The sequence below is a fragment of the Solimonas aquatica genome, assembly GCF_900111015.1.
GTDB lineage: Bacteria > Pseudomonadota > Gammaproteobacteria > Nevskiales > Nevskiaceae > Solimonas > Solimonas aquatica.
The window spans coordinates 120,609-140,879 of record NZ_FOFS01000004.1; the positions used below are offsets into that span (position 1 = coordinate 120,609).

The following is a 20,271-nucleotide window of genomic DNA, read 5'->3' on the forward strand; positions in this document are numbered from 1 at the left end:
TCAATGCCCGGCCGCCATATGCCCGCCGATCACGGCGCGGTCGGCGCTGGCGGCGTCCACCTCGTAGACGATGCGGCCGTTGCGGATCACCAGCAGGCGGTCGGCGAGCTGCAGCAGCTCGTCCAGATCATCGCTGGCCACCAGCACCGCCGCGCCGGCGTTGCGCGCGGCGAGCAGGCGGGCGTGGATGTCGGCGACGGCGCGAAAGTCCAGACCGAATACCGGATTGGCGGCGATCAGCACGTTCACCGGCTCGGACAGCTCGCGTGCCAGCACCGCGCGCTGCACATTGCCGCCGGAGAGCGAGGCCATCGCGCGTTGCGGCAGCGGCGGCCGCACCTTGAAGGCTGCGATGCGTGCCTGCGCCTGCGCGCGGATCGCGCGGTAGCTCACCAGGCCGCCCAGGCGACGGATCGGCGCCTGATCGAAATTGCGCAGGGCGATGTTCTCCGCCACCGAGAGCTTGCCCACGCAGCCGCGATACAAGGGCTCCTCCGGCAGGCTGAACACACGACGCTCGCGCATCTGCGCGCGCGTGGCGGCATAAGGCAGACCATCGACGCGGATCGCGCCGCCCAGCACGCTACGCTGCCCGCTCAGGGCTTCGATCAGCTCGCGCTGGCCATTGCCGGCGATGCCGGCCAGGCCCACCAGTTCCCCGCCGTGCACGGCAAGGCTCACCTCGTGCACGCGCGGCAGGCCGCGATCATCCAGCACGCTCAAGCGATCCACTTCCAGACGCGCTTCGCGGCTGCCGGGCGCGCGCGGCAGGCGGCGCGTGGCGGCATCATCGAGCAGGGCTTCCGCCGATTCGCCGGCTTCGGGTTCGCCCATGATCCAGCGCGCGAGCTTGTCATGCGTGGCCTCGGCCACCGGCGCCTGCGCGACCAGACGGCCGCGACGCAGCACGGTGACTTCATCAGCATAGGCCAGCACCTCGCCGAACTTGTGCGTGATCATCAGCACGCTGATCTCGCCGCGATGTGCCATGTCGCGCAGCAGGCCCAGCACCTCATCGGCCTCCTGCACGGTGAGCACGGAAGTGGGCTCGTCGAGAATCAGGAGGCGCTGCTGGAGATACAGCTGCTTCAGGATCTCCAGCTTCTGCTTTTCGCCCGCGCTCAGACCGCTCACCGGCGCATCCAGCGCCAGCTTGAACGGCGCGCCGTCCATGAACGCGCTCAGCTCGGCGCGCACGCGGCCCCAGCGGATATGCAGGGGCAGCTTGCCGGTGGCCAGCAGCAGGTTCTCCGCCACCGACAGACCCGGCGCGACGGTGAAGTGCTGATACACCATGCCGATGCCGAGCTTCTGCGCGGCACGCGGATGCGCAATCTCCACCTCGCGACCATCGACCATCACCTGCCCCTGATCCAGGGACTGGTAACCGATCAGGCCTTTGACCAGCGTGCTCTTGCCCGCGCCGTTTTCACCGAGCAGCGCGTGCACGCTGCCGGGCTTCACGCGCAGCGAGACTTCATCCAGGGCGCGGAAGGCGCCAAAGGACTTGCCGGCGGCGATGACTTCGAGTGCGAGGGCGCGGCTCATGTCGCTTATCTCGTCAGCGACAACTCACCCGGCGTGCCGCCGAGTGTCTGTCGCGGCCGGCAACTGGCGATCATGATCGCCAGCGTGAGGGCATAGGGCGCGGCATTGAACAGGTGGTAGCCGGAGGAGATGCCGATGGACTGCAGCGCCGGCCCCAGCGCACCGGCCGCACCGAACAGCATCGCCGCCGCCAGACAGCCCAGCGGCCGCCAGCGCGCGAAGATCACCAGGGCCACGGCCATGATGCCCTGACCGCTGGACAGGCCCTCGCTCCAGGAACCCGGATAGCACAGCGACAGATACGCGCCGCCCACGCCGGCGAAAGCGCCGCCCACCGCCGTGGCGATGATGCGCACCGTGGCCACCGGATAACCCAGGGCGCGCGCCGTGCCTTCGTGATCGCCCACCAGACGCAGGGCCAGACCCGGCCGCGTGCTGCGCAAGCCCCAGTGCAGCAGCAGGCTCAGCAGCACGCCGATCGGAAACAGGGCGTTGATCGACAGCGCACTGCGCCAGCGCGGATCGGCGATGAAGCTGCCCAGCGACAGCGCCGGCAGCTGCGGGGCCTGTGGCTGGATGAAGCCCTTGCCCAGGAAAAATGCCAGGCCCGTGCCCAGCAGCATCAGGCCGATGCCGAAGGCGATGTCGTTGACGCGCGGCAGCGAACAGATCAGCCCGTGCAGCAGGCCCATGCACAAGCCCATGGCCGCGGCGCAAAGCAGACCGATCCAGGGCGAGCCGCTCAGGTATGAGAGCGCGTAGCCGCTCATCGCGCCCATCACCAGAATGCCTTCCAGGCCCAGGTTCACGCGCCCGCCCTTTTCGGTGATGCACTCACCCAGGCTGACGAACAGATACGGCGTGCCGACGCGGATCGCGCCGCCGATCATGCCGATGGCCAGCGTACTCACCACGGCTTCAGACATCGCGCGCTCCCAGGCTGCTCAGGCGCAGCTGCCAGTTCGCGAGGCGGCCCTGCAGGGCTTCCCAGGCGAGCAGATTGGCGAAGATCAGCCCCTGCAAGACCAGGGTCGCGGCATCGGGCAGGCCAAGGCGGCGCTGCAGCAGACTGCCGCTGGCGCCGATGCCGCCCACCAGCACCGCGCAGACGATCACCGCCAGCGGATTTTGTCGCGCGGCAAACGCCACCAGGATGCCGGCATAACCATAACCGGAGAGCAGCGAGGCATTGGCGCTGCCCTGCACCGCCGCCACTTCAAACGCGCCGGCGATCCCGGCGGCCGCACCACCGGCAAAGCAGGCGCCGATCACCAGACGATCCACCGGCAGACCCACCAGGCGCGCGACGTTGACATTGCCGCCCACCACATTGAGCGCGAAGCCCGGCACGCTCCAGCGCAGGAAAATCCAGGCCAGCACACAGGCCGCCGCACCGAAGGCAAAGCCCCAGTGCACCTCCAGGCCCGGCATCGCGCCCACCATCCAGCTTTCCGGCAAGGGCAGCGTGGAGGGTTTGTTGAGGCTGGCGGGATCGCGCAGCGCGCCTTCCACCAGATGATTGAACAGGGCGATGCCCAGATACGAGAGCAGCAGCGAACCGATGGTTTCGTTCACGCCGCGCCATTGGCGCAGCATGCCGGCAAACGCGATCCACAAGCCGCCGATCAGGGCGCCCATCAGAACCATGAGCGGCACGGCGGCTTTAACCGCGAGGCTCGGCGCCATCACGGCCACCGAGCCCGCAGCCAAGCCCCCCAGCGCCAAGGCTCCTTCTCCCCCGATCACCACCAGACCCGCACGCGCCGGCAGCGCCACGCACAGCGCCGTGAGCATCAAGGGCGCGGCGCGCTGCAGGCTGTTGGCCCACGCAAACGACGATCCGAACGCGCCCTTGAACATCAGCCGCAAGGCTTCCAGCGGCGAAACATCCTGCGCCAGCAGAAACAGCGAGAACATCGCCAGCGCGCTGCATACGGCCAGCAGCGTGGGCAGCGCGGCGAGCGCGAACGAACCCGGTGCGCGCATCAGCACCAGCGCCCGCTCGCGCAACAGCTCGCTCATGCGCCGGTGGAACCGATCACGCCTTCCACCAGGTAATCCATGCTTTCCAGCTTGAGATCGGTCTGCACCAGCGTCGTGCCGGCCGGGATCACTTCCTTGCCGGTGTTGTCCTTGAGCGGGCCTTTGAAGATGTCGAACTTGCCGGCCAGCATCTTGGCCTTCACGCCATCAATCGCGGTCCTGGCCTTGGCCGGTGTGGCGGCGGTGTAGGCCGACATGCGCACGAAGCCATCCTTCAGACCGCCGCGCGTCATGTTGGCGAACGGCGCGCCGCTCTGCGCGGCGAGCGCATAAGCCTTGTACACGGTCTCCCAGTTCCACTCCGCGCCGGTGAGATAGAGCTTGGGCGCAAGCACGGACTGATCGGCGTGATAACCGCAGACATCAACACCGCGCTTGGCGGCGGTTTCCACCAGCACCTTGGGGCTGTCGACATGACAGGTGACCACGTCCACGCCCTTGTCGGCCAGGGAGTTGGTGGCCTCGGCCTCGCGCACCGGCATCGACCAGTCACCGGTGAAAATCACCTGCGTGCTGATCTCGGGATTGACGCTGCGCGCGCCCATGGTGAAGGCGTTGATGTTGCGCAGCACCTGCGGGATGGGTTTGGCGGCGACGAAGCCCAGCTTCTTGCTCTTGGTGGCATGGCCGGCGGCGATGCCGTTGAGATACTGGCATTCGTCGATGTAGCCGAAGTAGCTGCCGACGTTCGCCGGGTCCTTGCCGGCCTGCCAGAGACCGCCGCAATGCGCGAAGCGCACTTTCGGATACTTGGGCGCCAGCTTCACCGCGTGCGAGAAATAGCCGAAGGAGGTGACGAAGATCAGCTCGGCGCCGTCTTCCTCGATCATCGCTTCCATGGCCTTCTGCACCGCCACGGTTTCCGGCACGTTCTCCTGCTCCACCACCTTGATGCCCGGCAGGGCCTTGAGCTTGGCCACGGCCTGCGCATGCGACTGGTTGTAGCCGTAATCGTCATGCGGCCCGACGTACAGCGCGCCGATGGTGAGCTTGCGCTCGGCGGCAAACGCGCCGAACGGCAGCAGGCCGGCGGCGGCGGCGGAAACACCGGATGCCAGGAACTGGCGGCGATTGAGCGTCATGCTGGTCTCCCTTGCGGATGATGGTGAGAAGACCGCAGGTGTGCCCCCCCGGCGCGGTCCATCTTGTATTCAAGACTGAATACCCAGCAGCAAGCGCTGTGCCAAACGCTGGCGCTTTTTGGGGGGGACGGGGGCGCGCGGCGGCGACGCCGCGCAAAAAATCTCAGCCAGCCGCGCGCTTGGGATCGCGACGCGTCAGCACCTCGCGGGCCTCGTGCAGCATGTGCAGCGTGATCTTGCGCACTTCTTTCTGGCTTTGCGTGATGTGCGAGCGCACCAGAATGGCCGCTTCGGTGGTCTTGCGCCCCAAGATCAGGCGCAGCAGCTTGCCGTGCTCTTCATATGTGGCATCGACGCGCTTCTCGACCAGAAAGTCCAGGCGTCGCACTACGCGGATCTTCTCGGTGATTTCGGCGTGCACGCGCGCCAGCTCGCGGTTGCCGGCGGCTTCCACCAGACGCTGGTGGAACTGCTCGTCCAGCTCCGCCACCAGGCGCGCATCGCTCTCGCGCTTGGCCACCGGCCGGCACCAGATGCCGCGCAGCTGCTCGATGGCGTCCAGCTTGCCGCTGGCCTGGCAGAGATGCTCCACGGCCGCGACTTCCAGCAGGGTACGCAGGCTGTAGAGCTCGTCCAGGCGCACGAAGTCGAAGGGCAGCACGTTCCAGCCGCTGCGGAACGCCACTTCCAGAAAGCCTTCGCGCTTGAGCCGGTACAGGGCATCGCGCACCGGCGTGCGCGACACGCCATAGCGCTCGGCCAGCTCGGTCTCGGTGAAGCGCGTGCCGGGCAGCAGCTGGAAGTCGAAGATCTCGCCCTTGACGCGGGCATAGATCTGTTCGGCTAGAGAGTTGGCGATCTGTTGCGCCATTGCGGCCTTGGTGAGGATGAGCGTATGCGCAGCAGTAGCACGCGGCGCTGGCCAAGCACAAGCAAAGGTCGTGCTTGGCCGGACGCCTTTTCAGGCCGCGATGCGCTGCGCGATGCGCTCCGCGCTGGCCGGCGCCAGGGTGATGCCGATGCGGAAATGCCCGGTGGCCAGCAGCAGTCCGCGGATCTGCGGATGCGCGCCGAGCAGCGGCGCCTCGCCCTGCGGCTTGGGCCGCAGGCCGGCCCAGTGCCGTTCCAGCGGCAGCGCCGCCGCCTGCGGCCAGAGTCTTTGGGCACGCGCGCGCAGCAGTTCCAGGGCCTGGGCGCTGGGCAGCTCGTCGAAGCCCACCTCCTCCACCGTGCTGCCCACCAGCACGCCGCCGTCGCGGCGCGGAATCAGATAGCCGCCTTCGCCGATGATGATCTGCGCCAGCGCGCCGGGCACGGCGCGCAGCAGCAGCATCTGGCCTTTGGCCGGCGTGATGCCTTCCGCGCCCAGCGCACCGGACCAGGCCCCGGCAGCCAGCACCGCCTGCCTGCAGCGGATTTCACCGAGGCTGCTGCGCAAGCCGCGCAGCACGCCGTCTTCGACGATCCAGGACTGCAGCGCACAGCCTTCGATCAGGCGCACGCCACGCCGGCGCAGCACCGCGATCAGGGCCTGCAGCAGCCTGGGATTGCGCACCTGCGCCAGCCAGTCCAGATGCTGTTCGCGGCCGTCCTTGCGATACAGCGCGCCGCATTGCCAGTACTCCGGATCGATGCCGGATTCCTCGCGCAGTGCGGCACACCAGCCGGGATAGAGCGCCAGGCTGCGCTCGTAGAGATCACGGATGGGCGCGGGACATTCATCGGGCGGCAGCGGACAGAGCATGCCGCCGCCGGCCCAGGAGGCCGAGGCACGGCCCAGGCTGCCGCGTTCGATCAGCGCGATGCGCTCGGGACGGATGCCACCCAGGCGGCTGATGCGCTCGGCGCAAGCCAGACCCATCACCCCGCCACCCACCACCACGACATCAAAACCGGATTCGTTCACGTCGGCTCTTGCGAGACTGGAGGTTTTCCCGTCGCACGGCGCAGCGCCGGCGGCAGCGAAAACACGATGTTCTCCTCACGCCCGGGTCTTTCTTCTACGTGCTGCGCACCCAGCTCGCGCAGACGGTTCACCACTTCCTTCACCAGCACTTCCGGCGCCGAGGCGCCGGCGGTGAGTCCGACGCGCTGCTTGTTGCGCACCCATTCGGGCAGGATGTCCTGCGCGCCGTCGATCAGATACGCCGGCGTGCCGCAGCTTTGTGAAAGCTCGCGCAGGCGGTTGGAGTTGGAGCTGTTGCGCGAACCCACCACCAGCACCACATCGCTGCGCGCCGCCAGTTCCTTGACCGCGTCCTGGCGGTTCTGCGTGGCGTAGCAGATGTCGTCCTTGCGCGGGCCGTCCACGGCGGGAAAGCGCGTGCGCAGGGCCTCGATCACACGCGCGGTGTCATCCATCGACAGCGTGGTCTGCGTGACATAGGCCAGGTGCGCGGGATTGCGCACCGGCAGCTTCTGCACGTCTTCGGGCGTTTCCACCAGATAGATCGCGCCGCCGTGGGCGGTGTCGAACTGGCCCATGGTGCCTTCCACTTCCGGATGCCCGGCGTGGCCGATCAGCACCACCTCACGGCCTTCGCGCGAGTAGCGCTTGACCTCGATATGCACCTTGGTCACCAGCGGACAGGTGGCATCGAACACCGTGAGCTGCCGCGCCTTGGCCGCCTCGCGCACCGCCTGCGAGACGCCGTGCGCGGAGAAGATGCAGGTGGCGCCGGCCGGCACCTCGTCCACTTCATCGACGAACACCGCGCCCTTGGCGCGCAGGTTCTCCACCACGAAGCGGTTGTGCACCACCTCGTGGCGCACGTAGATGGGTGCACCCAGCACCTCCAGCGCGCGCTCCACGATCTCGATGGCGCGGTCCACACCGGCGCAGAAGCCGCGCGGGTTGGCCAGCAGCACGTCCATCAGGAACCCACCTTGCCGGCCTCACGCTGGCGCCGTGCATCCAGCAGCATGTCGAGAAGCAACAGCGCTGCGCCGCAGCTGATCGCTGAATCGGCAATGTTGAAGGCCGCGAAATGCCAGTTGCCGACGTAGAAGTCGATGAAGTCCACCACATGCCCGCGCGTCACGCGGTCGATGGCATTGCCCAGCGCCCCGCCCATGATCAGCGAGGCACCAATCGCCACCAGGGTCTGGCCGCTGGGATGACGGCGCAGCCAGAGCAGGATGCCGACGCTCACCGCCGTGGCCAGCAGCACGAAGATCACCGGCGAGGCATTGGTGAACATGGAGAAGGCCGCGCCGGTGTTCTTCATGTGCACCAGATTCAGGAACGGCAGCAGCGGCCGGACTTCAAACCAGTCCATATGCCGCACCACCAGCTGCTTGCTGATCTGATCCAGAACGATCACCAGCACCGACAGCCAGGCCCAGTAGACATTGCGGGGTTGAAAGGACATGCGCTCGCTTCTATTGACCGGTGAGTCGCGCCCAGAGTACCGCAATCCAGGCCCAGATCAGCCAGTGCGCCCAGATATACGCCGGCGTGAGCAAACCCAGTTCCAGACCCAGCCAGCCCAGGCCCGACTGATAAGGAAAGATCCAGAGCAGCTGCACCAGCGCCGGCGGCAGGCTGAGCAGCAGGCCGCGCAGGAAGAAATTGCGCGACACCGGCAGCATCAGCAGCGTGCCCCACAGACCGCCGATCACCAGACGCGGGTACAGCCAGTCGGCGCTCAGCACCGGCGCGATGGCCACGTGCAGGCGCGTGTTCAGGCCATAACGCGCCGAAGCCCAGAGCGCGAGGCTCGCAAGCAAGGCACCCACCAGTCCTGCGGTGAAGGACAGCGACAGACGACGCAGATGCATCAGATGAAGCGCCTCGTCTCGCCGCCGCCTTCGATATTGCTCACGCAGCGCCCGCAGAGCGTGGCATGGCGCGCATCGCTGCCCACGTCCGCCCGCAGATGCCAGCAGCGCTCGCACTTGGCATGCGCGCAGGCCTGCACGCTGACGAACACGCCGTTGCCGGCATCGGCGGCATCGGCCGGCTTGTCGCTGGCACTTTGCACGCTGGCGGCCGAGGTGATGAACCAGAAGCGCAGCTCCTCGCCCGGCGCACGCAGCGCCTGCGCGGTCTCGCCTTCGGCGTAGAGCGTGACTTCGGCATTGAGGCTGGAGCCGATCGCGCCGGCGGCGCGCAGCTTCTCCAGCTCCTTCTTCACCGGCTCGCGCACCGCCTGCAGCAGGCTGAAATCCAGGCTGCTCGCCGGCACCACCGGGAATTCATGCCAGGCCTGCGCGAACACCGGCACGCGGCGATCACCCGGCAGCATGCGCCAGATCTCATCGGCGGTGTAGGAAAGAATCGGCGCGATCCAGCGCACCAGACCTTCCGCGATGTGATACAGCGCGGTCTGTGCAGAACGCCGCGCCTGCGAGCCGCTGGCCGCGGTGTAGAGACGATCCTTGAGCAGGTCCAGATACAGGCCGCCGAGATCGTTGACGCAGTAGTTGTGCAGCTTGTGATAGACCAGATGGAACTGGCGCTCGCGATACGCGACTTTGAGTTCCTCCTGCAGCCGCGCCGCCTGCGCGATGGCCCAGGCGTCCACCGCCACCAGCTGCGCCGCCGGCACCTGATCCCTTGCCGGATCAAAATTCTTGAAGCTGCCGAGCAGATAGCGCGCAGTGTTGCGGATGCGCCGGTAAGCGTCCGCCGTGCGCTGCAGGAGCTGATCGGAGATCGCGATCTCGCCGGAGTAATCGCTGGAGGCCACCCACAGGCGCAGCACATCGGCGCCGAGCGTCTTCAAGACCTGCTGCGGGGCGACGACATTGCCCAGCGACTTGCTCATCTTGCGGCCCTGCTCATCGACGGTGAAACCGTGCGTGAGCACTTCCTTGTACGGCGAACGGCCGCGCATGGCGGTCGAGGTCAGCAAGGACGACTGGAACCAGCCGCGATGCTGGTCCGAGCCTTCCAGATAGATATCGGCCTGCGGCGCGAGTCCGTTTGCGTCCAGCTCCTGCGGCAGCAGGGCCTTGAAGAAGGCCTGATGCGCGACGCCGGAATCGAACCACACATCGAGCGTGTCGCTGCACTTCTCATACGCGGCCTCGTCCACGCCCCAGTCGCTGGCGCTGGAACCGAACCAGACCTCCAGACCTTCGGCTTCGACCTTGTCGGCAATGCGGCGCAGCAGCGCGGCGGTCTCGCCGTGCAGCTGCTGGCTCTCGCAGTGGATGAACACCGCCATCGGCACGCCCCAGTAACGCTGGCGCGAGATGCACCAGTCGGGCCGGCCCGCAACCATTTCACGGATGCGGTTCTCGCCCCAGTCCGGCACCCAGCGCGTCTTGCCGATGGCATCCAGGGCCTGCTCGCGCAGACCCTTGGCATCCATCGACACGAACCACTGCGGCGTGGCGCGGAAGATCAGCGGCGTCTTGTGACGCCAGCAATGCGGGTAGCTGTGCGTGATCTTGCTCTCGTGCACCAGGGCACCGGACTCACGCAGCGCGGCGAGAATCGGTTCTTCCGCCTTGCGCACATGCAGGCCGGCGACCAGGGGCGCGGCAGCGATGAACACGCCATTGCTGCCCACCGGATTGTCCACGGGCAGCTGGTATTCGCGGCCCACGTTGTAGTCGTCCACGCCATGCGCGGGTGCGGTGTGCACCAGGCCCGTGCCGGCTTCGAGCGTGACATGCGCGCCGAGAATCACGGGCACCGTGCGGTCGGCAAAGGGATGCTGCGCGCGCGCGCCTTCCAGCGCGCTGCCCGGCGCGGTCGCGAGCACCTGCGCGCTCACGCCATAACGCTTGGCCAGGGCCTCGACCAGTTCCGCCGCCACCACCAGCAGACCCTTGTCGCCGAAGTCGGCGAGCGCGTAGACCAGCTCGGCGCCGGCCGCGACCGCCTGATTGGCCGGCAGCGTCCAGGGCGTGGTGGTCCAGATCACGAAGCCGGCCCCGGCGGCCTGCGTCACCGCGAAGCGACGCGCCAGATCGGCGGCATCCGCGGCGGCGAACTTCACATCCACGGCGGTGGACTGCTTGTCCTGATACTCGACCTCGGCCTCGGCCAGCGAGGAGCCGCAATCCAGGCACCAGTGCACGGGCTTGAAGCCGCGCACCACATGCCCGTTGTCGACGATGCGCGCCAGCACGCGCAGCTGCTCGGCCTCGAAGGCCGGCAGCATGGTGAGATAAGGCTGGTCCCAGTCGGCGAGCACGCCCAGACGCTTGAAGTCCTCGCGCTGACGGCCGACCTGCTCGCTGGCGTACTCGCGGCACTTCTCGCGGAAGGTCCGCGCGTCCAGCTTCTCGCCGACCTTGCCGTGCTTCTTCTCCACCTGCAGCTCGATGGGCAGGCCGTGGCAGTCCCAGCCCGGCACGAAGGCAGCGTCGTGACCGTCCAGGCGCGCCGACTTCACCACCATGTCCTTGAGCGTCTTGTTGACCGCATGGCCGATGTGGATATCGCCATTGGCATACGGCGGCCCGTCCACGAACCAGAACTTCTGGCGGCCGGCGCAGGCCTGCTGCACCTGCGCGTAGAGGTCTTCCTGCTGCCAGCGCGCGAGCATCTCCGGCTCGCGCTTGGCCAGATTGGCCTGCATCGGAAACGCGGTTTCCGGCAGGTTCAGGGTGTGCTTGTAATCCGGCTTGTCGCTCACGGTGGGCTTGAAACTGTAAAGCGGGTGGCGCCCCGGACTCCCTCTCCCCCGACACGTCGGGGGAGAGGGCTGGGGTGAGGGGGTGCCAGCGAAGAGACACAAGGCCTCATGGCTGAACTAAACCGGCATTATCCGGCGCTGCCGACAAAAAGGCCAAGGCATCGGCCTTGTCGCGATGCATCTGCGCCTTGAGTGCATCCAGGCTCTCGAAGCGCTCTTCGGGACGCAGGAAGTGCGCGAACTCCACGTCCAGATGCCGGCCGTATATATCGCCCGGCGAGTCGAACAGATGCGTCTCCAGCAGGCAGCGGGCGATGCCCAGGGTCGGACGCACGCCGATGGAAGCCACGCCCAGGCGCGCCTGCGTCTCGCCATCCAGGCGCGCGCGCACCGCGTACACGCCCAGGCGCAGCGCCGGACGGCGGCGCAGATTGATGTTGGCGGTGGGCATGTCCAGGGTGCGGCCCAGCTGCAGGCCGCGCACCACCTTGCCCAGCAGGCGATACGGCCGGCCCAGCAGTTCGGCGGCGCGCGGCAGATCAGGCTGCGCCAGCGCCGCGCGCACGGCGGTGGAGCTGCAACGTTCTCCGCTGACCAGCACGCTGGGCACGCCTTCCACCGCAAAACCGTGCTGCTGCCCGGCGGCGAGCAGATGCTGCAGCTTGCCTTCGCGGCGACGGCCGAAGGAGAAGTCCTCGCCCACCACCAGCGCCCGCACCTTGAGCTGCCGCAGCAGCACCTCGGCGATGAATTCCTCGGGGCTCTGCCTGGCAAAGCCCATGTCGAAGCGCTGGATCACCACGCGGTCCACACCATAGCGGGAGAAGTCCGCGAGCTTGGTGCGCAGGGTGGCGATGCGTGGCGGCGCGCGCTCGGGCTCGAAGTACTCGCGCGGCGTGGGTTCGAAGCACAGCGCCAGCAGCGGCAGACGCAGCTGATCGGCCCGGCGCCGCGCACCGGCGATCAGGGCCTGATGGCCGCGATGCAGGCCATCGAAATTGCCGATGGTCAGCGCGCAGCCGCCGTGTCCGGCAGGCAGGTTGAAGAGGCCACGGGTGAATTCCATGTGCAAATTCTAGCGGCGACGGAAGTGCTGCAGGCGCATGCCGCTGGCCGCCAGCACGCCGAAGTACACCAGCGCTGCGGCCGCGATCACCAGCAGCACACGACCGCCGCGCGCCCAGGCGCCGGCTGTCAGCCACCAGTGCAGCGGCCCGGCCAGATACAGCACCACCGCCGCCATCAGCACATTGGCCAGCAGCAGGCGCAGGGCAAACGCGCCCCAGCCGGCGCCGGCCTGGTAGATGCCGTCGCGACGCAGACGCCAGAGCAGCAGCAGGGCATTGACCCAGGCGGTCAGCGAGGTGGACAGCGCCAGGCCCACATGCGCGGCCGGCAGCTGCCAGAGCCGGGCGGCGGCAAACAGCGCGAGGCTCGCGCTCATGCCCACGATCAGGCCGATCACCGCATAACGCACCGGCTGGCGGGTGTTCTGCCGTGCGTAGAAAGCCGGGGTGAGCACCTTGATCAGGGAAAAGCCCATGAAGCCCAGACCGTAGGCCCAGAGCGCATAGGCGGTCATGCGCACATCGTCCTCGCCGAAGCGGCCGTGACCGTAGACCGTGGCCACCAGCGGCCCGGCCAGCACCAGCATGCCCAGCGCCGCCGGCAGGCCGATCACCAGCATGCTGCGCAGGCTCCAGTCCAGGGTGCCGGCGAACTGGCCGGCGTCGCCGCGCGCGTGCTGGGCCGAGAGCGCGGGCAGAATCGCGGTGCCGATGGCGATGCTGAAAATCCCCAGGGGAAACTCCATCAGGCGGTTGGCGTAATACAGCCAGCTCACCGGACCATCGCCCAGATGGGTGGAGAGATTGGTGTTGAGCAGCAGGCTCAGCTGCGCCACCGAGGAACCCACCATCACCGGCAGCATCAGGCCGATGATCCGGCGCACGCGCTCATCGCGCCAACCCCAGCGCGGCAGCGGCAGCAGATCCAGGCCGGCCATGGTCGGCAGCTGAAAGGCGAACTGCAGGATGCCGGCGGCAAACACCGCCCAGGCCAGGGCCTGCACCGAACCGGAATCGATGAACGCCGAGGCAATCAGGCAGAGATTCAGAATCACCGGCGTGAACGCCGGCACCGCGAAGCGCCCGTAGGCATTGAGCACGCCGCCGGCCATCGAGGTCAGCGAGATGAACATCAGATACGGAAAAGTCCAGCGCAGCAGTTCCGCCGCCAGACCGGCCTTGTCCGGATCGCTGTGAAAACCCGAGGCGAACAGCCAGACCAGCAGCGGTGCACCGACACAGCCCAGCACCGTGATCAGGCTCAGCACCGCGCCGAGAGTGCCCATCACCCGCGCCAGCAGCGCGCGCGCTTCCTCATGCGGCTGCAGGGTCTTGGTTTCAGTGAACACCGGCACGAAAGCCTGCGAGAAGGCGCCTTCGGCGAACATGCGGCGGCCGAAGTTGGGAATCATCAGCGCGATCAGAAACGCGTCCATGCCGCCGCCGGCGCCGAAGGCCGCCGCCAGCATGATTTCGCGCACGAAACCGAGCAGGCGCGAGAGCAGGGTCATGGCGCCGACCACACCGGAGGCGCGCAACAGGGATCTGGACATAGGGCGCGCAGTGTAGCGGTTCGCCCTGGTCTCGAAACCCATAGCTTTTCAGCCGCTTGAGCCCAGGCAAATGCGGTTGACAAGGCGCCGGGGCCTGACCATACTGCGCGCCCCTTAAAAGACCCAATCCGTATTCAGGAGCTGTCCCTTGGCCAACATTGCCAGCGCAAAAAAGCGCGCCCGTCAGTCCGAGAAGCGCCGCGCCCGCAACGTCGCGCAGCGTTCGATGATCCGTACCTACATCAAGAAGGTCGTGAAGGCCATCGATGCCAAGGACAAGAACGCCGCCCAGACCGCCTATGCGGAAATGGTGCCGGTGGTGGACCGCTACGCCGACAAGGGCCAGATCCACAAGAACAAGGCCGCGCGCCACAAGTCGCGTCTGGCGGCGAAGATCAAGGCCCTGGCCTGATTCTTCTCAAGCGGTCAAAAAGCGGGCTCCTGCAGCCCGCTTTTTTCTTGCCTGCGGTTTTTCAGGCCAGCCGCCGCGCCGGCTGCGGTGCACAGAGAAAGTCCTCGATCTGATCGATGCGCTGCGCCGCATCGCGATAGCCCAGCTGGATCAGCTCGCTGGTGAAGGCCTTGTCGAACAGCAGATAGCTGGTCAGATCCGCGCTCTGCGCATCCGGCGTGCCGAGCCCGTCCATCACGTAGCGGATGGTGCGCGGCATGCGGTGCGCCAGGGTCTTGGCGATGATGGCGATATCGGCCGAGGGCGAGATCACCAGCGGTTCCACCACCCGCATCGGTTCCTTCAGCGTGCTGCCGCCGCCGCTGGCCTGCGCGGCGCTGAGCGCCTGGTGGTAATGCGCCACCAGATCGTTCATGCGCTTCAAGTGATCCAGATCGGCGTCCAGGTGATCGAGAAACACCGCGTTCAGGAACACGCCGCAGATCTGTGACAGCGGCGGGCGCTTGAGCTGCGCCACCAGATCGGGCGCGCTGGACAGTTCCGAGCGCAGCAGGCTGTCGGCGGATTCCTGGCAGCGCACACCGATGGCGAAGATGCGCTCGGCGCCCAGGCGGATCGCCGGCGACAGCGGCGCGGTCAGGCGCAGCGCACCGTCGCCGAAGTAAGCCGTGGCACCGGAAGCGGCCAGCGCCACCGGCGGAAAGACGATGGGAATCGCCGAGGAGGCCAGCACATGCTCCAGCTTGAGCGTGGCCGCCAGGGCCACGCGGCGGCTCTTGTTCCACAGCGGATGGCCCGGCTGGCCCTGGATGAAGGTGAAGGCCTTGCCGGAGTGATAGCCGGCGGCGGTGATCGCCAGGGCGTAGAGATCGCCGCGCGCGATGGCCTCGCCGATCTGCGCCATGGGCAGATGCCGGCCCAGGAAGGCGCGCAGCGGCGCGGTATCGACCAGACCTTCCAGGCGCCCGCCGCCAATCAAGCCGCCCAGCGCCATGTCGAGCGTGGCCTTGGTGGCGGTGCGTGCCAGCGCCAGGCTGTCGATGCGGAACACATCGCGCACGGTGAGCTGTGACCAGAGCTGTGCCAGACGCTCGGCGCCTTCGTGAAACGAGGCGTTGTAGCAAGCCAGGGCCGCGCCATTGATGGCGCCGGCCGAAGCACCGGCGATGATGCGAAACGGCGATGGTCCCTTGCGCAGGGCGGGAATCTCGCTGATGCGCCGCATCACCCCGGCCTGATACGCGCCACGCGCACCCCCGGCGGTGAGCACCAGGCCGGTCATGCCCGCCGGCACGACGCCGCGCGCAGGTCCGGCTTGCGCTGAAGGAGATGCGTCGTTGGCTGAGGAATTCTGCGAGGGCATGGCCGCTCTCCCGAAAGTCTTGTTCTGGAGAGAACCAGGCGCAAATCCGATGCCAGTTCGATCAATGGCAATGCCACCCGTGGGGCGTGTTGGCTGCGACTGGCGGCGGACTCGCTACCAGAAAACCACGCCAAAAGCCTGATCTGATGCGGCTTTCGTGCTGATGCCGCCAATCTGAAAAATCAGGCGCGGCTCAGTACCAGGTTGTCGCGATGCACCAGCTCGGGCTCGCCGACATAGCCCAGACGCTGCGCTAGCTCATCGCCGCGCGCGCCGAGAATGCGGGTGGCGTCGTCGGCATCGTAATTGGACAGGCCGCGCGCCACCTCGCTGCCGTCCGGCGCCAGCAGCGCCAGCAGATCGCCGCGCAGGAACTCGCCTTCCAGGCGCTTCACGCCCACCGGCAGCAGACTGCGGCCCTGCTCGCGCAGCACGCGCACCGCGCCTTCGTCGAGATGCAGCCTGCCGCGCAGCTGCATCTGTCCCGCGATCCAGCGCTTGCGCGCCGCCATCACGCCCTGCGCCGGCTTGAGCAGACTGCCGACAGCCTCGCCACGCGCAATCGACAGCAGCACCTCGGGCTTGCGGCCGTGCGCAATCACCGTGGCCGCGCCGGAACGCGCCGCAGTGTAAGCGGCGTTGAGCTTGGTGCGCATGCCGCCACGCCCCAGCGCGCCCTTGCTGTCGCCGGCCATGCCCTGCAGCTTGGCGTCGGACAGCTCGGCTTCGCTGACCAGCCTGGCATTCGGCTCGATGCGCGGATCGGCATCGAACAGCCCTTCCTGATCGGTGAGCAGCACCAGCACATCGCCCTCGATCAGATTGACCGTGAGCCCGCCGAGATTGTCGTTGTCGCCGAAGCGGATTTCGTCGGTGGCCACGGTGTCGTTTTCATTCACCACCGGCACCACGCCCAGCTCCAGCAGGGTGTTGAAGGTGTTGCGCGCATTGAGGTAACGGCCGCGATCAGCCACATCCTCATGCGTGAGCAGAATCTGCGCGGCCTTGATGCCGTGGGTGTTGAACTCCGCCTCGTAAGCGCGCACCAGACCCATCTGGCCCACGGCGGCGGTGGCCTGCAGCTCGTGCAGGGTGGCCGGGCGCTGCTTCATGCCCAGGCGCGCCATGCCCTCGGCGACCGCACCGGAGGACACCAGCACCACCTGCTTGCCCAGCGCGCGCAGCTGCGCGATCTGCGCGCACCAGTCGGCGATGGCGGCGTGATCCAGGCCCTGCCCCTTGGCGGTAACCAGGGAGCTGCCGACCTTGATCACCCAGCGACGGGTCTCGCTCAGTTTCTGGCGTGCTTGACTCATGACTCGACTCAATCGTGCGGACGCTTGGTGCGGCTGCCCTGACGCTTGCTGGTACTGCGGGTCACCGTGCGGCCCAGATCCTTGTTGGGCACCGGCTCCTCGGCCTTGCGCCGCGCGCGCTTGCGCGGCGCCGGCTTGGGCGCCGCGACGGGTTCGTCCTCGACTGCTTCGCTCACCACCGGCGCGGCGTGGGTCTCCACCCACTGCATGGCGGCTTCGGCGAGTTCATCGCAGCCGGCCTGCGTGGCAGCGGAGATGGCAAACCAGCGGCCTTTCCAGCGCAGCTTCTTGAGCGCGGCCTTGACCAACTTCTGCCAGTCGGCCTCGGGCATCACATCGATCTTGTTGAAGACCAGCCACTGTTCCTTGTCGCCGAGTTCGGCGCCGAAGGCCTTGAGCTCGGCATTGATGGTCTTCACGTTGGCGGCGATGTCGCTGCCGTCCGGCGGCAGCACATCGACCAGATGCAGCATCAGGCGCGTGCGCTGCAGATGTTTCAGGAAGCGGATGCCCAGGCCCGCGCCCTGTGCCGCGCCTTCGATCAGGCCGGGAATATCGACCATCACGAAGGAGCGCGCCGCGCCGCGCGAAACCACGCCGGGCTGCGGATAGAGCGTGGTGAAGGGATAGTCGGCGATCTTCGGCCGCGCGGCCGACAGCGAAGCCAGCAGCGTGGACTTGCCGGCATTGGGCATGCCCAGCAAACCCACATCGGCCATCAGCGAGAGTTCCAGGCGTAACTCGCGCACCTCGCCCTCGCCGCCCTTGGTCGCCTTGTACGGCGTGCGGTTGACCGAGGATTTGAAATGCGGATTGCCCAGGCCGCGATGCCCGCCCTGCGCCACCTTCACGCGCTGGCCCGGCCGGGTCAGCTCACCGATCAGCTCTTCGGTCCCGACATCGAAGATGCGGGTGCCCAGCGGCACGCGGATATCGAAATCGGCGCCGGCCGCGCCGGTGCAGTTGGAGCCCTGGCCATTGATGCCGGACGGCGCCTTGAACAGGCGCGTATAGCGAAAGTCGGCGAGCGTGTTGAGATTGGGCTCCGCCACGGCATAAACGCTGCCACCCTCGCCGCCGTCACCGCCGTCAGGGCCGCCGAAGGGCATGTACTTGAGCCGCAGGAAGCTGATGCAGCCGTTGCCGCCCTTGCCGCCTTCGACGCGGATGGTCGCTTCGTCTACAAACTTCATGGCTGGGTCCGCGTCGCGTTTACTTTGAGAGTCGGCGCCAAGGATGGCGCCGTCTGGTACAGGATGTACAGAATCCACAAAAAAGCCCCGTTTCCGGGGCTTTTGTCATCGCGTAAGGCCGTGAGGCTTCAGGCCGCGACAATGTCCACGTGCATCTTGTTGCCAGGACCGCGGGTGCGGAACTGCACCTTGCCGTCAACCAGCGCAAAGATGGTGTGGTCACGACCCAGGCCCGCGCCGACGCCGGCGTGATACTGGGTGCCGCGCTGGCGGATGATGATGTTGCCGGCGATCACTTCTTCGCCGCCGAACTTCTTCACGCCCAGTCGCTTGGATTCCGAGTCGCGGCCGTTACGGGTACTGCCGCCTGCCTTTTTATGTGCCATTTCGTCTACTCCAGCTGCTTTAAGCCTTGATCTCGGTGACCTTCACTTCCGTGAAGTTCTGCCGATGGCCCTGTTCCTTGTGATAGTGCTTGCGGCGGCGGTGCTTGACGATGCGGATCTTCTCGCCGCGACCGTGGCTGAGCACCTCGGCCTTCACGCTGCCGCCGGACACCAGCGGCGCGCCGACGGTGACCTGCTCGCCATTGGCGACCAGCAGCACTTCGTCGAAGGAAACCGTGCTGCCGACTTCGGCCACGAGGGTCTCGATCTTGAGGGTGTCGCCCTGGGCGACCTTGTACTGCTTACCACCGGTCTTGATAACGGCGTACATCGCGGGTAACTCCAATGCTTCAATCGTTTAGCGCAGGAACCTGGCGGTTCCGACACCCGGCACCTGAGAAAGGTACCGGCAAAGAGGCGCGGATTTTAGGGATAGCCCCCGGAAAGGTCAATCATTTTTCACAATCGCGCGAGACACTGCGGCGGCTCTGGCACGCCGTTTGACGGGCAACCCCGCTCCCGCCTAGCATCGCCCGCCCTCATGGACCTCAAAACCATTCTCTCCGTCATCACCGATGACATGCAGCAGGTGGACGCCACCATCCGCGCCCGCCTGTCTTCTGAAGTCGTGCTGATCAACGAGATCGGCGCTCATATTGTATCGGCCGGCGGCAAGCGTCTGCGCCCGGCCCTGGTGCTGATGGCGGCGCGCGCCCTGGGCTGCAGCAGCAGCGAACCGGTGCTGCACGCGGCAATGATCGAGTTCATCCATAGCTCCACCCTGCTGCACGACGATGTGGTGGACGAGTCCGGCCTGCGCCGCGGCCTGAAGACCGCCAATGCGATCTGGGGCAATGCCGGCGCGGTGCTCTCCGGCGACTTCCTCTACTCGCGCGCCTTCCAGATGATGGTCGAGTCCGGGCGCATGCGCGTGCTGCAGGTGATGGCGGATGCCACCAATGCCATCGCCGAGGGCGAGGTGCTGCAGCTGCTCAACTGCGGCGATCCGGACACCGACGAAGCACGTTACCTGCGCGTCATCGAACTCAAGACCGCGCGCCTGTTCGAAGCCGGCTGCCGCCTTGGCGCGATCGCCGCCGAACAGGACGAGACCGTGCAAGCCAGGCTGCATGCCTATGGCCACCATCTGGGCCTGGCCTTCCAGCTGATTGACGATGTGCTCGATTACACCGCCGACAGCGCCGAATCCGGCAAGGCGGTGGGCAATGATCTGGCCGAGGGCAAGCCGACCCTGCCGCTGATTCACGCCATGCGCGAGGGCAGCACCGCGCAGCGCGAGCTGATCCGCAAGGCGATCCGCGAAGGCGATGCCCGCCAGCTCCATGAAATCGTCGCCATCGTCAAGGCCACCGGCGCCATTCCCTATACGCAGGCCATGGCCCAGCAGCAGAGCGAGCGCGCCATCGCTGCGCTCGACGGCCTGCCGGACACGCCGCATCGCCGCTCGATGATTGCGCTGGCGCACTTCAACACCCACCGCGCCGCGTAAAGGCAAAAACCCGCAGACAAAAAAAGGCCGCTCGATGAGCGGCCTTTTGCATTGGTCGGGGTGACAGGATTCGAACCTACGACCTCTTGGTCCCGAACCAAGCGCTCTACCAAGCTGAGCTACACCCCGAAGCGTCACCGTCAGCAGTGACGCTCGTCAGTCGTTGCCGGTGATCGACCAGTCGGGAACAGGTCGCGGCAGCGCT

General features: G+C 67.0%; 19 protein-coding genes and 1 tRNA gene. 2 read left to right on the forward strand and 18 right to left on the reverse strand.

Annotated features, from left to right (window positions below):
* From BMY12_RS06150 to murJ, 12 genes are all read right to left on the reverse strand, one after another.
* Positions 1-1,548, reverse strand: a complete 1,548-nt coding sequence (locus tag BMY12_RS06150) for an ABC transporter ATP-binding protein (RefSeq protein ID WP_093283480.1) — start codon at positions 1,546-1,548, stop codon at positions 1-3.
* A gap of 5 nt (positions 1,549-1,553) precedes the next feature.
* Positions 1,554-2,474: an ABC transporter permease gene (locus tag BMY12_RS06155; protein ID WP_093283482.1), complete on the reverse strand. Its 921-nt coding sequence runs from the start codon at positions 2,472-2,474 to the stop codon at positions 1,554-1,556.
* On the reverse strand, positions 2,467-3,570 hold the full coding sequence (locus BMY12_RS06160; protein ID WP_093283485.1) for an ABC transporter permease: 1,104 nt from the start codon (positions 3,568-3,570) through the stop codon (positions 2,467-2,469). Before BMY12_RS06160 ends, BMY12_RS06155 begins: the two co-directional genes overlap by 8 nt.
* A complete protein-coding gene (locus BMY12_RS06165) occupies positions 3,567-4,673 on the reverse strand; it encodes a BMP family ABC transporter substrate-binding protein (protein ID WP_093283488.1) in 1,107 nt (368 codons plus the stop codon). Before BMY12_RS06165 ends, BMY12_RS06160 begins: the two co-directional genes overlap by 4 nt.
* Before the next feature lie 163 nt (positions 4,674-4,836).
* Positions 4,837-5,544 carry a GntR family transcriptional regulator gene (locus tag BMY12_RS06170; protein WP_093283490.1) on the reverse strand — a complete coding sequence of 236 codons (708 nt, stop codon included), beginning with the start codon at positions 5,542-5,544 and terminating at the stop codon, positions 4,837-4,839.
* A gap of 90 nt (positions 5,545-5,634) precedes the next feature.
* Positions 5,635-6,579: an FAD-dependent oxidoreductase gene (locus BMY12_RS06175; RefSeq protein WP_143068862.1), complete on the reverse strand. Its 945-nt coding sequence runs from the start codon at positions 6,577-6,579 to the stop codon at positions 5,635-5,637.
* Positions 6,576-7,547: a 4-hydroxy-3-methylbut-2-enyl diphosphate reductase gene (gene ispH, locus BMY12_RS06180; protein ID WP_093283496.1), complete on the reverse strand. Its 972-nt coding sequence runs from the start codon at positions 7,545-7,547 to the stop codon at positions 6,576-6,578. Before ispH ends, BMY12_RS06175 begins: the two co-directional genes overlap by 4 nt.
* Positions 7,547-8,044 (reverse strand): signal peptidase II, encoded by a 498-nt coding sequence (lspA, locus tag BMY12_RS06185; protein ID WP_093283498.1) that lies wholly within the window; start codon positions 8,042-8,044, stop codon positions 7,547-7,549. The genes ispH and lspA overlap by 1 nt, the downstream gene beginning before the upstream one ends.
* 10 nt (positions 8,045-8,054) lie before the next feature.
* Positions 8,055-8,453, reverse strand: a complete 399-nt coding sequence (locus BMY12_RS06190; RefSeq protein ID WP_218140106.1) for a hypothetical protein — start codon at positions 8,451-8,453, stop codon at positions 8,055-8,057.
* A complete protein-coding gene (ileS, locus tag BMY12_RS06195) occupies positions 8,453-11,209 on the reverse strand; it encodes an isoleucine--tRNA ligase (protein WP_366516795.1) in 2,757 nt (918 codons plus the stop codon). Before ileS ends, BMY12_RS06190 begins: the two co-directional genes overlap by 1 nt.
* A gap of 163 nt (positions 11,210-11,372) precedes the next feature.
* Positions 11,373-12,332, reverse strand: a complete 960-nt coding sequence (locus tag BMY12_RS06200) for a bifunctional riboflavin kinase/FAD synthetase (RefSeq protein WP_093283504.1) — start codon at positions 12,330-12,332, stop codon at positions 11,373-11,375.
* Positions 12,333-12,341: 9 nt separating this feature from the next.
* Complete coding sequence (gene murJ, locus BMY12_RS06205) at positions 12,342-13,886, reverse strand: murein biosynthesis integral membrane protein MurJ (RefSeq protein ID WP_093283507.1); 1,545 nt, start codon at positions 13,884-13,886, stop codon at positions 12,342-12,344.
* Positions 13,887-14,034: 148 nt separating this feature from the next.
* Here murJ and rpsT point away from each other — a divergent pair, with 148 nt between their 5' ends.
* Entirely contained in the window at positions 14,035-14,298 is a 264-nt protein-coding gene (gene rpsT, locus BMY12_RS06210; protein ID WP_093283509.1) for a 30S ribosomal protein S20, read from the forward strand.
* Between the two features lie 61 nt (positions 14,299-14,359).
* Here rpsT and BMY12_RS06215 read toward each other — a convergent pair whose 3' ends face one another.
* The 5 genes from BMY12_RS06215 to rplU form a co-directional block, all read right to left on the reverse strand.
* Positions 14,360-15,661, reverse strand: a complete 1,302-nt coding sequence (locus BMY12_RS06215; RefSeq protein WP_093283512.1) for a patatin-like phospholipase family protein — start codon at positions 15,659-15,661, stop codon at positions 14,360-14,362.
* A gap of 182 nt (positions 15,662-15,843) precedes the next feature.
* Positions 15,844-16,977: a glutamate 5-kinase gene (gene proB, locus BMY12_RS06220; RefSeq protein ID WP_093283514.1), complete on the reverse strand. Its 1,134-nt coding sequence runs from the start codon at positions 16,975-16,977 to the stop codon at positions 15,844-15,846.
* A gap of 8 nt (positions 16,978-16,985) precedes the next feature.
* Positions 16,986-18,170 carry an Obg family GTPase CgtA gene (gene cgtA, locus BMY12_RS06225; protein WP_093283517.1) on the reverse strand — a complete coding sequence of 395 codons (1,185 nt, stop codon included), beginning with the start codon at positions 18,168-18,170 and terminating at the stop codon, positions 16,986-16,988.
* 128 nt (positions 18,171-18,298) lie between these two features.
* On the reverse strand, positions 18,299-18,556 hold the full coding sequence (gene rpmA, locus BMY12_RS06230; protein WP_093283519.1) for a 50S ribosomal protein L27: 258 nt from the start codon (positions 18,554-18,556) through the stop codon (positions 18,299-18,301).
* 19 nt (positions 18,557-18,575) lie between these two features.
* Positions 18,576-18,887: a 50S ribosomal protein L21 gene (gene rplU, locus BMY12_RS06235; RefSeq protein ID WP_093283522.1), complete on the reverse strand. Its 312-nt coding sequence runs from the start codon at positions 18,885-18,887 to the stop codon at positions 18,576-18,578.
* Positions 18,888-19,097: 210 nt separating this feature from the next.
* Between rplU and BMY12_RS06240 the strand changes: the two genes are divergently transcribed.
* A complete protein-coding gene (locus BMY12_RS06240; RefSeq protein WP_093283525.1) occupies positions 19,098-20,066 on the forward strand; it encodes a polyprenyl synthetase family protein in 969 nt (322 codons plus the stop codon).
* A gap of 52 nt (positions 20,067-20,118) precedes the next feature.
* Here the strand turns inward: BMY12_RS06240 and BMY12_RS06245 are convergent.
* Positions 20,119-20,195, reverse strand: a tRNA-Pro gene (locus tag BMY12_RS06245).
* Between the last annotated feature and the right edge of the window lie 76 nt (positions 20,196-20,271).

Bases quoted from the DNA above. Each gene is read 5' to 3' on its own strand.
- BMY12_RS06150 (WP_093283480.1), bottom strand. From the start codon at position 1,548: ATGAGCCGCGCCCTCGCACTCGAAGTCATCGCCGCCGGCAAGTCCTTT.
- murJ (WP_093283507.1), bottom strand. From the start codon at position 13,886: ATGTCCAGATCCCTGTTGCGCGCCTCCGGTGTGGTCGGCGCCATGACC.
- BMY12_RS06240 (WP_093283525.1), top strand. From the start codon at position 19,098: ATGGACCTCAAAACCATTCTCTCCGTCATCACCGATGACATGCAGCAG.
- BMY12_RS06155 (WP_093283482.1), bottom strand. From the start codon at position 2,474: ATGTCTGAAGCCGTGGTGAGTACGCTGGCCATCGGCATGATCGGCGGC.
- BMY12_RS06165 (WP_093283488.1), bottom strand. From the start codon at position 4,673: ATGACGCTCAATCGCCGCCAGTTCCTGGCATCCGGTGTTTCCGCCGCC.
- BMY12_RS06190 (WP_218140106.1), bottom strand. From the start codon at position 8,453: ATGCATCTGCGTCGTCTGTCGCTGTCCTTCACCGCAGGACTGGTGGGT.
- BMY12_RS06215 (WP_093283512.1), bottom strand. From the start codon at position 15,661: ATGCCCTCGCAGAATTCCTCAGCCAACGACGCATCTCCTTCAGCGCAA.
- BMY12_RS06160 (WP_093283485.1), bottom strand. From the start codon at position 3,570: ATGAGCGAGCTGTTGCGCGAGCGGGCGCTGGTGCTGATGCGCGCACCG.
- rplU (WP_093283522.1), bottom strand. From the start codon at position 18,887: ATGTACGCCGTTATCAAGACCGGTGGTAAGCAGTACAAGGTCGCCCAG.
- proB (WP_093283514.1), bottom strand. From the start codon at position 16,977: ATGAGTCAAGCACGCCAGAAACTGAGCGAGACCCGTCGCTGGGTGATC.
- ispH (WP_093283496.1), bottom strand. From the start codon at position 7,547: ATGGACGTGCTGCTGGCCAACCCGCGCGGCTTCTGCGCCGGTGTGGAC.
- rpmA (WP_093283519.1), bottom strand. From the start codon at position 18,556: ATGGCACATAAAAAGGCAGGCGGCAGTACCCGTAACGGCCGCGACTCG.
- lspA (WP_093283498.1), bottom strand. From the start codon at position 8,044: ATGTCCTTTCAACCCCGCAATGTCTACTGGGCCTGGCTGTCGGTGCTG.
- cgtA (WP_093283517.1), bottom strand. From the start codon at position 18,170: ATGAAGTTTGTAGACGAAGCGACCATCCGCGTCGAAGGCGGCAAGGGC.
- BMY12_RS06170 (WP_093283490.1), bottom strand. From the start codon at position 5,544: ATGGCGCAACAGATCGCCAACTCTCTAGCCGAACAGATCTATGCCCGC.
- BMY12_RS06200 (WP_093283504.1), bottom strand. From the start codon at position 12,332: ATGGAATTCACCCGTGGCCTCTTCAACCTGCCTGCCGGACACGGCGGC.
- ileS (WP_366516795.1), bottom strand. From the start codon at position 11,209: ATGCAGGCCAATCTGGCCAAGCGCGAGCCGGAGATGCTCGCGCGCTGG.